The following is a 14,092-nucleotide window of genomic DNA, read 5'->3' on the forward strand; positions in this document are numbered from 1 at the left end:
CCTGCGCCAAGGTCAGCCCCTACAAGACGGTCAACCTCAACGGCATCTCCATGACCCCCTCCCAGGCCTACGCGGCAGCACGCGGCAAACCCGACTCCGACGCCTGACCGGGTACGCCGGTCGTGCGGTTGCGCAGAGCCGCGCACGAGGGTGGGGCGGGCGCGATGCTTCACACGGCTGCTCCCGCGGTCGGAGGCAGCGGCCCACGCGTCAGGGGCTGGCGACGTCGAAGCCGTACCGCAGGGGCTCGGTGGTGACGGTGTAGTCCCTGCGGTACAGGTACACCGCGTCGGCGCGCACGCCGCCGGGCGGTGCGGCCTCGATCCGGCAGGGGTATGTCACCTGGATCACGCGCGGCCGGTCGGAGACCTTCAACCGCAGCCCTTGCGCCGGTCCTCCGTCGAGCACGGCGGTCTCCCAGCCCCTCACTTCGGTAGTCTCCACGGCCGATATTTTAAGGGTTGCGCAAGTATTCGAGGCCGTGAGTCAGGTCACTGGTACGTCCGGCCTCGGGGCGCTGCCGTCGTCGGCCGCCTGTCAGTCCACCCGGCGGGACATGAAGAGTGCCCGTTCGCCCGCCGACTCCGTGCCGTCGTAGAGCGTGGTGTCCAGCCCGCAGAAGCCGAAGCCCATGCGCAGATAGGCGCGGACGGCGGGAGCGTTGATGTTGCTGACCTCCAGCCACACATGAACGGCCCCGTGCTCCCGCGCGAAGTCGAAGGCGTGCCGCATCAGGCCCGATCCGATGCCCCTGCCCCGCCACGGCGGTGCCACCTCGATGTCGCGGATGGTCACGCGCGCGTTCCAGGGCGCGAACGAGGCCTGGAGGAACCCGCACAGCTCGTCGCCGGAGACGGCGACCACCGTATGCGTCGGCTCCGCGTCGCCGTCGTCGTCATCTTCGGGTTCATCCGGGAAGGTCTTGTGGAGGGGTGTGTCCAGCGCGGTCTGCCGGATCGTGAACATCCCGTCCGCCGCGGTCACTTCGAACACCGAGTCCGTGGTGAAGGACCCGTCGATCTCCGTGATGGCCGCGAAGTCCTCGGCCCGTGCGGGCCGGTAGGCGACGGTCCCAGCCTCGCCGGGAACCGCCGCGTCGTCTCCCGTCGTCCTCATGGCTCGACCCTACAAAGAGCGCTGGAAGGGGCCGCGTATGGCAGCCCGTTGCGTGATTCTCGACATCGGCGGGAACGCGTCGGCGCCCGGCTCGGCCTCGAAGCTCCCCGGGTCGAGTCCTTCACGGCCGGCCTGTGGGCCGAGGACCTCGGCGCACCGAACGAGGAACTGTTCGCGCACGTACGGGGATTGAGGTGGGGCTGACGGCTCGGCATCCTCGGCAGCAGCTTTGTGGTCGCCCGTGAGCGGGAGTCGGCGGCGTGTCTACGCGGGCCGCTGGGAGGCCGCCGCCTCGGGGCGCAGATCGGACAGGGTGAGCAGGTGGGCCGGCGGATAGGGCAGGACGATGCGGGAGGTCACCCCGAGCTCGGGGCCCACATGGAGCAGTTCGCCGGGCTCCATGAGCTGCCAGTGCGGGCTCTCGTCCATGCGCTCGCTGGCCACGATGACGGACGGAACATCGCCCAGATGCGCCGAGCGCACGCGCAGCCGACCGCCCCGGCCGGTGTGGTCCAGATGCCGCGATCCCTGGTGGCCTCCGGCAGGTCGCCGCAGCACATACAGCTCATGGGTGGCGGGATAGCGCAGGGCCCACAGCTCCCGAGTGGTGACGAGGATGACGTTCAGGGCGTACAGGGGCAGGTTCGCGGCGACCCACCGCGCCGCGGCGACGAGGCCGGCCGACACGTCCCCACCGTGCGCCGCGGTCTCCCGCGTCGCCAGCGCGAAGAAGCGCTCGGAGTCGGTGTCGCCGCGCACCAGCGAGCCGTCCTCGCCCAGATGGCGGTCGAGCGCCTCCAGCCCCTCGATCACACCGTTGTGCGCGAACAGGCGCCCGTGCTGCTCGAAGGGGTGCGTGTTGCGCAGTTCCAGGCCGCCGGTGGACGCGTACCGGATGTGCGCGAGGAAGGTGGCCGACTCCACCTCGCGGGACTCCTGGGCGAAGGCGCGGTCCTCGTAGGCCGCGATCGGAGCCTTGTGCACCTCCGGTGTGCCGTCCGCGTCGTAGTACCCGAGCCCGGTGCCGTCGGGTTCGCGGTGGCTCTGCGCGCTGAGACTGTCGGGGGCGTCCAGCAGCCAGAACGTGGCGTGCGTGCGGAGCGGGGAGCTGATCAGCCCGAACAGCCGGCACACGGCAACCTCCTCGTCACCCGTCTTCCGGGCGGGCCCCGTCCCCGGGCACCCGGACGACCATCGTCCCGCGCGACGCCCGTTCCCGCACCCGGCGCAACCGACGGCATCCGGCCGCGCACCCGGAGCCGGGTACGGCATCCGGCCCCGCCACGGACCTTCTCAACCGGCCGGTCGCAGCACCGAGTCGAGTGCTCCGTCGATCGTCGGGTGGGCGAAGGCGAACCCCGCCTTGTGCAGGGCGGCCGGTACGACGCGTGCGCTGCACGTGATGCTCGCGGCGAACTCGCCGAGCGCCGCACGCAGGGCGAAGCCGGGCACGGCGGCGAACGCCGGGCGGTGCAGGGCGCGGCTCAGCGCCCGGGTCACCTCGCGGTTGCTGAGCGGCTCGGGGGCCGTGAAGTTGACGGGCCCGGAGAGATCCTCGGTGTCGAGGGCGAAGCGGAGGGCCGCGATGTGGTCCGTCAGCGAGATGAACGGCCAGTACTGGTCACCGGAGCCGAGCCGGCCGCCCAGGCCCAGGCGGAACAGCGGGAAGAGACGCCCGAAGGCGCCTCCCCCGGCGGACACGACCAGGCCGGTGCGCGGGTGCACCACCCGGATACCGGCCTGCCGGGCCGGGTCGGCCGCCGCCTCCCAGTCGACACAGACGCGGGACAGGAAGTCGTGCCCGGCGGACTCGCTCTCGTCGACGGTCCGTTCGCCGGTGTCGCCGTAGTAGCCGGTCGCGGACGCGGACACCAGGACCCGCGGCGGGTCGGCCAAGGCGGCGCAGGCCCGCGCGATCGCGTCGGTGCCCCGTACCCGGCTGTCGTGGATCTCCTGCTTGTAGGCGGCGGTCCACCGCCTGTCGCCGACTCCCGCGCCGGCGAGGTGGACGACGGCGTCGACGCCGTCCAGCGCGCCGGGCGCGACCCGGCCCGCGACCGGGTCCCAGTGCGCGGACGCGCCGCCGTCGCGAGGAACGGTGGCGGACCGGTCGCGGACGAGGCGGACGACCTGGTGGCCGTCCGTGAGGAGAGAGCGGGTGAGGGCGGAGCCGATGAGTCCGGTGGACCCGGTGATCGCGACGCGCATCGCGTCCTCCCGAGGAGCTTCGTGCCGTAGCTGATTCAAATTTGAATCATGCGCGCACGATACACGCAGTGCTTGTAAGTTCAAGTAAAGGCCCCGCGCTATGTCGCCCACCTCTGCACCGATCCCCAGGCCGTCGACGACCTCGCGCAGGACACCTTCCTGCGCGCCGTCAGCAGCCTGCACCGCTTCGAGGGCCGCTCCTCGGCGCGCGCCTGGCTGCTGTCCATCGCACGCCGCGCGGTGATCGACAGCTACCGGCACGCCGCCGCACGGCCCCGCCTGTCCGACGTCCCCGACTGGCAGCTGGCGGTGGAGTCGGCCCAGCCGCGGGGCCTGCCCGGATTCGACGACGGCGTCGCCCTGCTGGACCTGCTGGCCTGTCTGCCGGACGAGCGCCGGGAGGCGTTCGTCCTCACCCAGTTGCTCGGCCTGCCCTATGCGGAGGCCGCCGAGGTCAGCGCCTGTCCCATCGGCACGGTCCGCTCCCGAGTGGCCCGGGCCCGGGCGACGTTGATGGACCTGCTCGACGGTGGGGACACCTCCCACGCCCTTTGGGCAGTGGGGGAGGAGCGGCCCGCCGCCGGCGGCCTGAGCCGTCCGGAGGGTGACGCCCGTCGGCACGCGACGCCCGTCGTACGCGACCGGCGCCACCCTCCGAGCCGGATCACCAGCGCCCGGGAACTCCCGGCACGTCCGCCCCCACTACTGGACCGGGTGACGGAGGTTCACCCGTGTACCGAGTGGATCCGGGAGTTGTGCGATGCGTTCTGGTGTGTGGGGCGGTACGACGGCGTCGTACTGGGTGCCCTGCTGGTGACGGGCTGCGGCGGCGGTGCGAAGGAGGACGCCGCGGACGACAGCCCGGGGACGGCCGGATCCGGTGCCCACCCGGTGACCGTGACCGACTGCGCCGGCGCAGCGACCACCTTTGCCAAGGCCTCGAAGAGGATCGTCACCAGCAATGCCGCGGGCCTGGAGCTGCTGTTGCGCCTGGGTGCGGGGGACCGGTGATCGGCACCGGGTTCCCGCCCGGCAAGGGCACGCTGCCGGGCGCCCTCGACGCGCAGGCCCGGAAGGTCACGGTGCTCAGCCGGAGCGTCATCCCGAAGGAGAAGCTGCTCGGCTCCGGCGCCGACCTCTACCTCGACACGTTCGCCGCGATGGGCGGCATGGGCGGCATGGGCGGCATGGGCGGCGGCGGGATGGGCGACGCGCCGACCGAGGACGAGTTCAAGGCGGCCGGCATCAAGCACGTCTACCTGAAGTCCACCGCCTGTGCCGCGCGGAGCAAGAAGCGGGTCACCGACCTGTCGGGCGTCGAGTCGGACATCACCGCCCTCGGCGCGGTCACCGGCACGAGCGCGCGGGCCAGGGAACTCGTCGCCGGGATGCGGAAGAAGGCCGACGCGGTGCGGAAGGCGATCGGCGGTGCCGCGCGCAGCGCCCGTCCGACGTACTTCTTCTTCGACTACGACGCCGGTACCAAGCAGCCCACCGTCGTCTGCGACCGACAGATCGCCAACGCCGTGATCAACCTCGCGGGCGCCCGCAACGTCTTCGCCGACTGCGCCGGTGACTACCGGCAGGCCGGCTGGGAGGACGTCATCGCCAAGAACCCCGACTGGATCCAGCTCGGTGTGCGCGACCGGGGCAGCGCCGCGGCGAACGAGAAGGCGTTCGACGAGGCCGAACAGTGGCTCAAGGCCACGCCGGCCACCAAGGGTCTCAAGGCCGTCAGGGAAGGTCAGTTCCTGCGGATCGGATCCGAGCGGACCACCATCGCCGGCGTCGAGAACGCCGACACCGTCCGGGAGATCGCCCGCACCCTCCACCCCGGCAAGGTCGACCAGCCGTGCGCCCCGCTCTGTCACAGCGCGAGGACGCGGCCGCCGCCGACGGCGCGCGAACACTGCCCGCCGGGCCGTTGCTGCTGGTCCTGACTGTCGTCCTGCTCGTGGCCCTCATGGCGGCCGTGGCCTCGGGGTCTACGTCCGTCCCGCCCGCCGAGGTGTGGCACGTGATCGGCCGCAGACTGTCCGGTGACGCACCCCGTCCCGGCACCGACGACCTGATCGTCTGGCAGCTCCGTGTGCCCCGCGCCCTGCTCGCCGCGCCCGTCGGCGCGGGCCTCGGCCTCGCGGGTACGGCGGTGCAGGCGCTGGTGCGCAATCCGCTCGCCGATCCCTGCCTGCTGGGCGTCTCCAACGGCGCCTCGCTCGGCGCCGTCGCGGCCCTCGTGCTCGGCCTCGGCACCGGTGGCGCACTGGGCCTCGGCCTGTCCGCAGCGGCCTTCGCCGGAGCGCTGGCCACTTATGCCCTGGTGTGGGCGGTGGCCGCCCGGCGCGGCGGGTTCGCGGCGCTGCGCCTGGTGCTGGCCGGGGTCGCCATCGGCCAGTTCCTGTCCGGCTTCACCAGCTGTCTGGTGCTGCGGGCCGGGGACGAACAGCAGACCCACAGCGTGCTGTTCTGGCTCATGGGCAGCCTCGGCGGGGCGAACTGGGACCTCCTCGCGGTCCCGGCCGTCGCCGTCCCCGGCGCCTGGCTCTGCCTGCAGGCCCGCGCCCGTGGCCTGAACGCCCTGCTGATGGGCGACGAGACGGCGGCTGGCCTCGGCGTCGACGTCGGCCGGCTGCGCCGCGAACTGTTCGCGGTGACCAGCGTGCTCACCGGCGTCCTGGTCGCCGTCTCCGGGGCGATCGCGTTCGTCGCGCTGATGGTGCCGCACGTCTGCCGGCTGCTGGTCGGCGGCGACCACCGGCGGCTGCTGCCCGTCTCGGCGCCGGCCGGTGCCGTGCTGCTCGTGGTGGTCGACATCGTCTGCCGTACGGCCATGGAGACGCAGGAGCTGCCGGTCGGGGTGGTTACCTCCCTGCTCGGAGCTCCGGCGCTGCTGTATCTGCCGGACCGGCGCCTGGGGAGCGACAGTTGAGGATCGAGATCGAGGACCTGTGGGTGGCGTACGCGGGCCGTACGGTCGTGGCGGGCGCGCGCATCTGGTGGCGGCCGAGGGCGAGATCACGGGCCTCGTCGGCCCGAACGGCAGCGGCAAGTCCACCCTGCTGCGCACGGTGTACCGGCACCTGAGACCGGCCGCAGGCCGGGTCCTGCTGGCCGGGACCGACCTCCGCGAGCTGTCTCCGGCCCGTTCCGTCCGGCATGTCGCCGCGCTGCCCCAAGAGCGCGGCAGCGACTTCGAACTGACGGTGCGTGAAGTGGTCGCCATGGGGCGCACACCGTACAAGCGGGCGTTCGCGGGCGAGGACGCCACCGACCGGGACGTCGTCGCCCGCGCGCTCGCCGACGTCGGCATGGACGGGCAGGCCGGACGCCGCTTCACCGCCCTCTCCGGCGGCGAACGCCAACTCGAGTGGATCCCGGCGGTCCTCGGCCGCGGTACCCCTCACCTGCCGGCCGGCTACGACCGCCGCCTCTGACGAGGTCCCGGCCCGGGGCCGCTGTGCCCCTGCACACACATCTGCACGCTCCCCGGAGGCCCGTAGGCCACTGGCGACCGCGCCGGACACACACATCACGAGCACGAGCGCCGCCATCCTGGGCCTGCTCCTGCCCCACCACCGCACGGCCGAACCGGCGGCCCCCGCACCCCTGACGGCGTTCCCGCACCAGCTGCGCCGCATCGCCGACTTCGTACGCCGCGGCGCCCCGGTTGTCTTCACCCTCCCCGGCTTCCCCTGCAAGTCCCCCAACCCGGCCAAGGTGCTGGGTCACCTGCCCGACCAGGGCGAACGACTCTCGCTCGGCTTCCTGCACCGGCTCTGCACCGACATCGAGCGCATCCACCCGCCCGGCGCCCGCATCGTCATCTGCTCCGACGGACACGTCTTCGGCGACGTCATCCACGTCCCCGACCCTCACATCGACGCCTACGCCGACGAACTGCGCGGCCTCATCACCGGCCTGGGCCTCACCAGTCTGTCCGTCTTCGACCTGCGCGACGTGCTGGGCGATCTGCCGTACGACAGGAAACGCGCCCACATCCACCGGCACCACGCCCCCAGCGTCGAGGACACCGCCGACCTCCCGGGCACCCGCTCCGCCCTCCAACGCGCGTGCCGGCAGCGGGCGTACGGCGTCCTGCAGCGCAGCCGCGCCTGGGGCGCCCTGATCGCCGAGCACCATCCGGCGGCCGTACGGCTGTCCATCCACCCCCAGCCGATCGGCGCCGCGAAGTTCGGCATCCGTCTCCTGGACGCACCGGATGCCTGGACCACCCCCTGGCACTCGGCTGCCCTGCAGCGCGCGGACGGAACCTGGACACTGATGCCGCGCGCCAGAGCCGCACAGCTGGGTCGGCTGGTGACGGCCGACGGCAGGCCGAGCCACTTCCGTCAGGGGTGAACCGGCCGGGAGCGGGGGCCGGCGGACCCAAACGGGCGAAACTGGAGGGCTCCGCCCGGCTCAGGCCCGCCGCCCGGACGCCGCTTCCGCTGCCACAAGACCGCAGCGGCCCGCACGGGACAACCAGGCCCGCTGTACGAGGTCCAGGGCGGCCGGCTGCCAGGTGCGGTACCTGAAGCCGAACCCGGCCTCCCGCAGCCGACCCGGTACCACCCGGCGGCTCTTGAGCAGCAACTCCGTGTCCGAGCGCAGCGCCAACGCGCCCAGCTCCGCCATCCACCGCGTCGCCGGCAGCCCCACGGGAACGCCTCGGGCCGCGCGCAGCGCCCGCATGAAGTCCCGCTGGGGGAGCGGGCCGGGCGAGGCGAGGTTCACCGGCCCGTCGATGTCGTCCCGGTCGATCAGGAACTCCACCGCACGTACGAAGTCCTCGTCGTGGATCCAGGAGACGTACTGCGCACCGCCTGCGACCGGCCCGCCCAGGCCCAGCCGGGTCAGGCCCAGCAGGACGTCGAACACCCCGCCCCGGTCCGGGCTCATCACCATCGCCGAGCGCAGCGCCACCTTCCGCGTCTTCGGCGTCGACGCCTCGGCCTGCGCCCGTTCCCAGTTCTTCGCGATGTCAACGCTGTAGGCCCAGTAGTCCGGAACTCCGGTCTCCGAGCCGCCGATCACCCCCGTCGCCTCGTCGTTCGCGGCATCGAAGCGGTGGGCGTAGATCGTCGCCGTACTCATCTGCAGCCACACCCGCGGTGGGCGCGCGGCGGCGGCGATCGCCTCGCCGACCACCCGTGCCGAGTCCACCCGAGAATCCATCATGGCCCGCAGATTCTCGGCGGTGTAGCGGCAGGACACACTGCGTCCGGCCAGGTTGATCACGACATCGCTGCCGTCGACCACCTCGGCCCAGCGACCGAGCGTGGCCCCGTCCCAGCCGACCTCCCGCGCCCGCACTGGATGCCGGGTCAGCACAGTGACCTCATGACCGGCATGCGTCAGCGCACGGTCAAGAACCGTGCCGACCTGACCGGTTCCCCCGGGCAGAACTACCTTCATCGATCCCCCTCGGTTCGGTGCGCACAGCGTAGCCTTAGATTTGAACGCGTTCAAAAGTGGGAGGATTTCCAGAGGCGTCTTCGACCCCGTGAAAGGACACGGATCCGCGATGAGCGACTGGCAGTGGGACGAGACCCTCTTCGAGGGCACGGCTCCCTACTACGAGCGGGGCCGACTGCCCTACGCCCCGGGGCTGGTGCCGCTGCTCGCCGAGGTGTTGGCAGCCGACGGGCAGGGGCGGCTGCTCGACGTGGGCTGTGGGCCGGGGACGGTCGGTGTCCCGCTGGCGCCACTGTTCCGGGAGGTCGTCGGGGTCGACCCGGATGCCGGGATGATCGCCGAAGCGGCGAGTCGGTCCACCGCCGCGGGGCTCGGCGGCAGGACGCACTGGGTGCGGATGCGTGCCGAGGAACTCCCGGCCGGTCTCGGGCGGTTCGACGTGGCGGTGTTCGCCCAGTCATTCCACTGGACGGACCGTGAGCGGGTGGCGAAGACCGTGCGCGGCATGCTGCGTCCGGGTGGGGTGCTGGTGCACCTGTCGGATCTGAAGAACGAGTCCCGCACGGTCGACGGACTGCCGTACCCGGCGGTGCCCTACCGGGACATCCAGGAACTGGTCGAGCGCTACCTGGGGCCGGTCCGCCGCGCCGGACGGGGGCTGCTGCCGCAGGGGACGGCCGGCGGAGAGGCGGCGATCCTGGCCGACGCGGGCTTCCAGGGGCCGCAGCGGTATGTCGTCCCCGCCGGACAGGAACTGCGGCGCACGGTGGACGACATGGTGGCGTGGACCTTCTCGATGTCGTACTCGGCTCCCCACCTGTTCGGCCCCCACCGTGAGGCCTTCGAGACAGACCTGCGCCGCCTGCTCGCGCAGGCCTCACCGGTGGTCCTGTTCTCCGAACGGGCGCCCAGCACCGAGGTGTTCGTCTGGCCCGGCTGGAGTCCTGTCGGATCAGAACGTTCGCCGTTCTTGAGGGAGCCGCACCCGTGGGCAGGGCCCGCACACTCGCTCAGGTGTACCGGCACTTCGGTGAGGTCGACGCCGCCGGAACATCGCCGCTGTACGAGCGCGTCGCCGTCGCCCTGAGCGAGTCCGACGAGGCGCTGCGCGTCATCGAGGCGGCGCCGGCGCGCAAACGGCACCCCACGGTGATCCTCGCCGCGTTGCACGACCTGGCCCTCTCCGGACGCGCACCGGCGCTCGACACGCTGCTGCGCATGACCGACTCGGTCGTGGCCGTCGCCGTGCGCCGGCAGGCGCGGACCAGCGAGACCGGACGCTGCGCCGTGCTGTATCCGGCCGTCGCCGAGGCGGCGCGCCGGGTGGGCGCGCATACGGTGGGGCTGATCGACGTGGGCTGTTCGGCTGGGCTGAATCTCAACGTCGACCGCGTCGGCATCACGTACAGCAACGGACAAGCGCTGGGCGACCCGTCATCTCCCGTCCAGCTGTCGTCCTCGATCGCGGGAGACCGGCCCGTCCCGACGCGGGCGATGCCCGAGGTCGTCGCCCGGGTCGGCGTCGACCTCGATCCGGTCGACGTGACCGACGCGGATGACGTGCGACATGCCGTGCGTGGAACCACGGTAGAGGACTGACCCCTGGTGTCAATGGCGCCAGGGAGGCCGGGGTACCGGGCGGTTATTGACTGGACAACTCCCTTGTCGGCGACCAGCGTTGATGCAATGCAGCAGGAGAACATCTGGGACGCCGCCGTCGCCCGGCGCTACGACACGCCCGGCACCGGCATGTTCGCCCCCGAGGTGCTGGCGCCCACGGTGGAGCGCCTCGCCGAGCTGGCGGACGGCGGAGCGGCGCTGGAGTTCGCGATCGGGACCGGCCGGGTCGCCGTCCCGCTCGCCGGGCGAGGGGTGCCCGTCACCGGTGTCGAGCTGTCCGGGCCGATGGTCGAGCAACTGCGGACCAAGGCCGGTGAAGCCGCGATCCCCGTGGTCATGGGCGACATGGCGACCACCGTCGCCCCGGGGACGTACCGCCTCGTCTACCTCGTCTACAACACGATCTCCAACCTCCTCACGCAGGCCGAGCAGGTCGAGTGCTTCCGCAACGCCGCCCGCCACCTCGCACCCGGCGGCCGGTTCGTGATCGAGCTGTGGGTGCCCGAGCTGCGCACGCTGCCCCCGGGCACGTCGGCCACCGTGTGGCACTCCGACGCCGAGTACATCGGCCTGGACACCTACGACGTCCTCAACCAGCGTGTCGTATCCCACCACTTCCACTTCGACGGCACCGAGGAGGCCCGGCTGTACCGCAGCCCCCACCGCTACATCTGGCCCTCCGAACTCGATCTCATGGCCCAACTGGCCGGATTCGAGCGGGAGTCCAGGCACGCGGACTGGGCGGGTGCCGAGTTCACCGCCGAGTCCCGCTCCCATGTCTCGGTGTACCGGCTGCCGACGGCGCCGTAGCCGAGGAGAGAGACCTCCGGCCGCTCAGGAAGGCAGCCGGCGCAGCGCGTACAACGCCGCCCCCAGGTCGGCCAGGGCGACCGGGTCGGTGAGCGCGCGTCCGGTCACCTCCTCGATACGGCGCAGCCGGTAGCGCACGGTGTTGGGATGGACGAAGAGCCGCTCCGCGGCCTCGGCGGCCACCCCGCCCGAGGCGAACCAGTGCCCCAGGGTCTGCAGCAGCCGGGCGCGCTCCGCCGCGGGCAGTGCGAGAACCGGCCCGAGGGACACCTCGACCAGCCGGCTCGCCTCCGCCGGGGCCGCCGCGACCAGCATCGCCAGCGGGCTGTCGTCGAACCGGGTCACACCCGGCGCCTCGCCGGGCAGCCCGGCCAGCGCCAGCCGGGCGAACCGCAGCGCCTGCGGGGTGTCCCGCAGCGAGTCGAACCGCGGGCTGACGCCCACCCGGGCGCGCCGGCGGCGCAGCGCCCGCAGGCTCACCGTCTCCGCGTCCCGGTGCCCGAGCGAGACCAGGCCGATCTGCTGGTCCGGCAGCAGCCGCCACACCGACGCCACCCCATTGCGGCGCAGCGCCGCCTCGATGCCGGGCAGTGGCTCCTGGCCGGGATCCGGCACCGACGCCGCCACCACCGCATACGGGCCGCGCTCCGGCAGACCGAGCTGCCGGGCCGCCTCCCACGGCGTCGTACGGTCCGCGAGGGCGCCCGTGAAGAGGGCCTCGGCCAGCGCCGAGCGGCGGGCCTCGCGCTGCAGTGCCAGCTCCGCGCTCGCCTCGCGATAGGCGGCCGCCACCGCCTCCGCGTACCGGCCGAACAGGGCCCAGATCTCCGAGGAGCCGGCCACCAGCTCGGCGTCCGTCACCTCCGGATGCCTGCGCGCCTCGTCGACCATCTCCGACCAGAGCAGCTCGAACCCCACCCGGTAGGCGTGCAGGGTGTCCGCGAGCGGAACGCCCTGCACGGCGCGGAGCCGCCCGGTCTGCTGAGCGGCTCCCACGTCGGGTTCGGCGCCGTAGGCGAAGCGTCCCAGGAGCAGATCGGCGTTGTCCGTGCAGGAGTCCCTCAGCGACGCGAAGGGGATGAGCGAGTCGTCCGCGTACGACTCGACCTCCGCACGGATGCGTTCGGTCATCCGCTCACCCAGCTCCGGAAGGCGCGTACGCAGGGCCGCGCCCACATTCGACAGACTCATACCCCCAGCTTACGGCGCTTGTTTTGTCCCTGGGGACAACGCCGGCAGGGGTGAACTGTCGGCGCCACCATGGACCCCCGCCAGTGTGCACGCGACCATGCCCTGAGCGCCTGCGGCGGGACCCGTGAGCGCGGCGAGAGCATGCGTGCGAGGAGGCATACATGGCCAATCTGGCGGAATTCCTGGTGGAGACGGCGCGACGGCTGCCCGGGCGCCCGGCGCTGCGGCTCGGCACGGCGACCACCACCTATGCCGAACTGGACCGGCTGACCGCCCAGGCCGCGGCGCTGCTGCGCACCGAGGGCCTGCGCACCGGCGACCGGGTCGCCCTCATGCTCCCGAACGTCCCCGAGTTCGTCGTCCTGTACTACGGCGTGCTGCGCGCCGGCGGCATCGTGGTGCCGATGAACCCGCTGCTCAAGGAGCGCGAGACCGAGTACCACCTGCGGGACTCCGGCGCCGTGCTGCTCTTCGAGTGGCATCAGGCGCCCGGCGAGGGCGCCGCGGGCGCGGCCGCCGCCGGAGTACGGCATCTGGCGGTGGAACCGGCCGCCCTCGCCGCCGAACTGGCGCGTCTTGAACCGCAGTTCGAGGTGACCGCCGCAGCCGCGGACGACATCGCCGTACTGCTCTACACCTCGGGCACCACCGGCCGTCCCAAGGGCGCCGCGCTCACTCACGCCGGGATCCGCCACAACACCGAGGTCAACGTCACCGAGGTCCAGCGGCTGACCTCCGACGACGTGATCGTCGGCTGTCTGCCGCTCTTCCACATCTTCGGGCAGACCTGCACCATGAACGTCGCCGTCCACTGCGGGGCGTCCCTCACCCTCGTCCCCCGCTTCGAGCCGGGCGCGGTGCTCGACGCCATCGCCCGGGACAGGGCCACCGTCTTCGAGGGCGTCCCCACCATGTACGCCGCGCTCCTCCAGCACCCGGGCGCCGGTGACGTGTCCAGCCTCCGCCTGTGCATCTCGGGCGGCGCCTCCCTGCCGGTGGAGGTCCTGCACGGGTTCGAGCGGCGCTTCGGCTGCATGGTCCTGGAAGGCTTCGGCATGTCCGAGACCAGCCCGGTCGTCTCCTTCAACCACCCCGACCGCCCGCGCAGACCCGGCTCCGTCGGCACCCCCATCCGCGACGTCGAGGTCCGGCTGCTCGACGACACCGGCAGGGATGTCGCACCGGGCGAGGTCGGTGAACTCGCCGTGCGCGGGCCCAACTTGATGAAGGAGTACTGGCACCGCCCCGAGGAGACGGCCGCCACGATCCCGGACGGCTGGCTGCGCACCGGCGACATGGCGCGCCAGGACGAGGACGGCTATCTGTACATCGTCGACCGGAAGAAGGACCTCATCATCCGCGGCGGCTACAACGTCTACCCGCGCGAGATCGAGGAGGTGCTGCACGAGCATCCCGCCGTCGCCCTCGCCGCGGTCCTCGGCGTGCCCGACGACCGGCTCGGCGAGGAGGTGGCGGCCGCGGTCGTCCTGCGCCCGGGAGCCGCGGCGGACACCGAGGAGCTCCAGCAGTTCGTCCGGGACCGGGTCGCCGCCTACAAGTACCCGCGCCGCCTCTGGCTGACGGACGCGCTGCCGATGGGCCCGAGCGGAAAGATCCTCAAGCGGGAGATCACCGCGCCGCTGTCCTGAGGCGCGGTGAACCAACGGAGTGGATGAACGGATCGTTCACAATAATCAGTTGACGTCATATCGTGTGTGGTCGCAGTCTGGGT

General features: G+C 72.3%; 13 protein-coding genes and 3 pseudogenes. 10 read left to right on the plus strand and 6 right to left on the minus strand.

The genetic code is table 11. The annotated features are described in order from the left end of the window. Window positions 1–210 precede the first annotated feature (210 nt). Both AV521_RS41600 and AV521_RS41605 read right to left on the minus strand, forming a co-directional pair. Window positions 211–444 (minus strand): hypothetical protein, encoded by a 234-nt coding sequence (locus AV521_RS41600; RefSeq protein ID WP_256725928.1) that lies wholly within the window; start codon window positions 442–444, stop codon window positions 211–213. Between the two features lie 93 nt (window positions 445–537). Beyond that, window positions 538–1,116: a GNAT family N-acetyltransferase gene (locus AV521_RS41605; RefSeq protein WP_076096659.1), complete on the minus strand. Its 579-nt coding sequence runs from the start codon at window positions 1,114–1,116 to the stop codon at window positions 538–540. 48 nt (window positions 1,117–1,164) lie between these two features. Between AV521_RS41605 and AV521_RS49835 the strand changes: the two genes are divergently transcribed. Then, window positions 1,165–1,320, plus strand: coding sequence for a hypothetical protein (locus AV521_RS49835; protein ID WP_179023798.1), 156 nt, complete (start codon window positions 1,165–1,167; stop codon window positions 1,318–1,320). A gap of 60 nt (window positions 1,321–1,380) precedes the next feature. Here AV521_RS49835 and AV521_RS41615 read toward each other — a convergent pair whose 3' ends face one another. Together AV521_RS41615 and AV521_RS41620 are read right to left on the minus strand one after the other, a co-directional pair. Continuing rightward, a complete protein-coding gene (locus tag AV521_RS41615; protein WP_076096661.1) occupies window positions 1,381–2,250 on the minus strand; it encodes a class II glutamine amidotransferase in 870 nt (289 codons plus the stop codon). A 159-nt stretch (window positions 2,251–2,409) separates the two neighbouring features. Then, window positions 2,410–3,324, minus strand: coding sequence for a TIGR01777 family oxidoreductase (locus tag AV521_RS41620; RefSeq protein ID WP_076096663.1), 915 nt, complete (start codon window positions 3,322–3,324; stop codon window positions 2,410–2,412). Between the two features lie 96 nt (window positions 3,325–3,420). Here AV521_RS41620 and AV521_RS49840 point away from each other — a divergent pair. From AV521_RS49840 to AV521_RS41645, 5 genes and pseudogenes are all read left to right on the plus strand, one after another. Beyond that, window positions 3,421–3,852 (plus strand): annotated as a pseudogene (locus AV521_RS49840) (sigma-70 family RNA polymerase sigma factor); the annotation flags it as partial. Window positions 3,853–4,098: 246 nt separating this feature from the next. Continuing rightward, window positions 4,099–5,264 (plus strand): annotated as a pseudogene (locus AV521_RS41630) (ABC transporter substrate-binding protein). Beyond that, entirely contained in the window at window positions 5,177–6,253 is a 1,077-nt protein-coding gene (locus AV521_RS41635) for an iron ABC transporter permease (protein WP_076096666.1), read from the plus strand. Before AV521_RS41630 ends, AV521_RS41635 begins: the two are co-directional and overlap by 88 nt. Next, window positions 6,250–6,686, plus strand: a pseudogene (locus AV521_RS41640) (ABC transporter ATP-binding protein); the annotation flags it as partial. The gene AV521_RS41635 and the pseudogene AV521_RS41640, both read left to right, overlap by 4 nt. 142 nt (window positions 6,687–6,828) lie before the next feature. Then, on the plus strand, window positions 6,829–7,683 hold the full coding sequence (locus AV521_RS41645) for an L-tyrosine/L-tryptophan isonitrile synthase family protein (protein WP_076096742.1): 855 nt from the start codon (window positions 6,829–6,831) through the stop codon (window positions 7,681–7,683). Between the two features lie 60 nt (window positions 7,684–7,743). On the opposite strand, the gene AV521_RS41650 is transcribed toward AV521_RS41645, so the two are convergent. Further along, window positions 7,744–8,739 (minus strand): TIGR01777 family oxidoreductase, encoded by a 996-nt coding sequence (locus tag AV521_RS41650; protein ID WP_076096667.1) that lies wholly within the window; start codon window positions 8,737–8,739, stop codon window positions 7,744–7,746. A gap of 109 nt (window positions 8,740–8,848) precedes the next feature. Between AV521_RS41650 and AV521_RS41655 the strand changes: the two genes are divergently transcribed. The 3 genes from AV521_RS41655 (at window position 8,849) to AV521_RS41665 (ending at window position 11,169) form a co-directional block, all read left to right on the plus strand. Further along, a complete protein-coding gene (locus AV521_RS41655) occupies window positions 8,849–9,826 on the plus strand; it encodes a class I SAM-dependent methyltransferase (RefSeq protein WP_079249671.1) in 978 nt (325 codons plus the stop codon). Then, complete coding sequence (locus AV521_RS41660; RefSeq protein WP_218639412.1) at window positions 9,754–10,338, plus strand: DUF2332 domain-containing protein; 585 nt, start codon at window positions 9,754–9,756, stop codon at window positions 10,336–10,338. The genes AV521_RS41655 and AV521_RS41660 overlap by 73 nt, the downstream gene beginning before the upstream one ends. 87 nt (window positions 10,339–10,425) lie before the next feature. Further along, on the plus strand, window positions 10,426–11,169 hold the full coding sequence (locus AV521_RS41665) for a class I SAM-dependent methyltransferase (RefSeq protein WP_076096672.1): 744 nt from the start codon (window positions 10,426–10,428) through the stop codon (window positions 11,167–11,169). 24 nt (window positions 11,170–11,193) lie between these two features. Here AV521_RS41665 and AV521_RS41670 read toward each other — a convergent pair whose 3' ends face one another. Beyond that, on the minus strand, window positions 11,194–12,360 hold the full coding sequence (locus tag AV521_RS41670) for a CdaR family transcriptional regulator (RefSeq protein ID WP_256725929.1): 1,167 nt from the start codon (window positions 12,358–12,360) through the stop codon (window positions 11,194–11,196). A 161-nt stretch (window positions 12,361–12,521) separates the two neighbouring features. On the opposite strand from AV521_RS41670, the gene AV521_RS41675 reads away from it, so the two are divergent. Further along, window positions 12,522–14,009 carry a long-chain fatty acid--CoA ligase gene (locus tag AV521_RS41675; RefSeq protein ID WP_076096676.1) on the plus strand — a complete coding sequence of 496 codons (1,488 nt, stop codon included), beginning with the start codon at window positions 12,522–12,524 and terminating at the stop codon, window positions 14,007–14,009. Window positions 14,010–14,092: the final 83 nt, after the last annotated feature.

The organism is Streptomyces sp. IMTB 2501, from assembly GCF_001953885.1.
Lineage (GTDB): Bacteria > Actinomycetota > Actinomycetes > Streptomycetales > Streptomycetaceae > Streptomyces.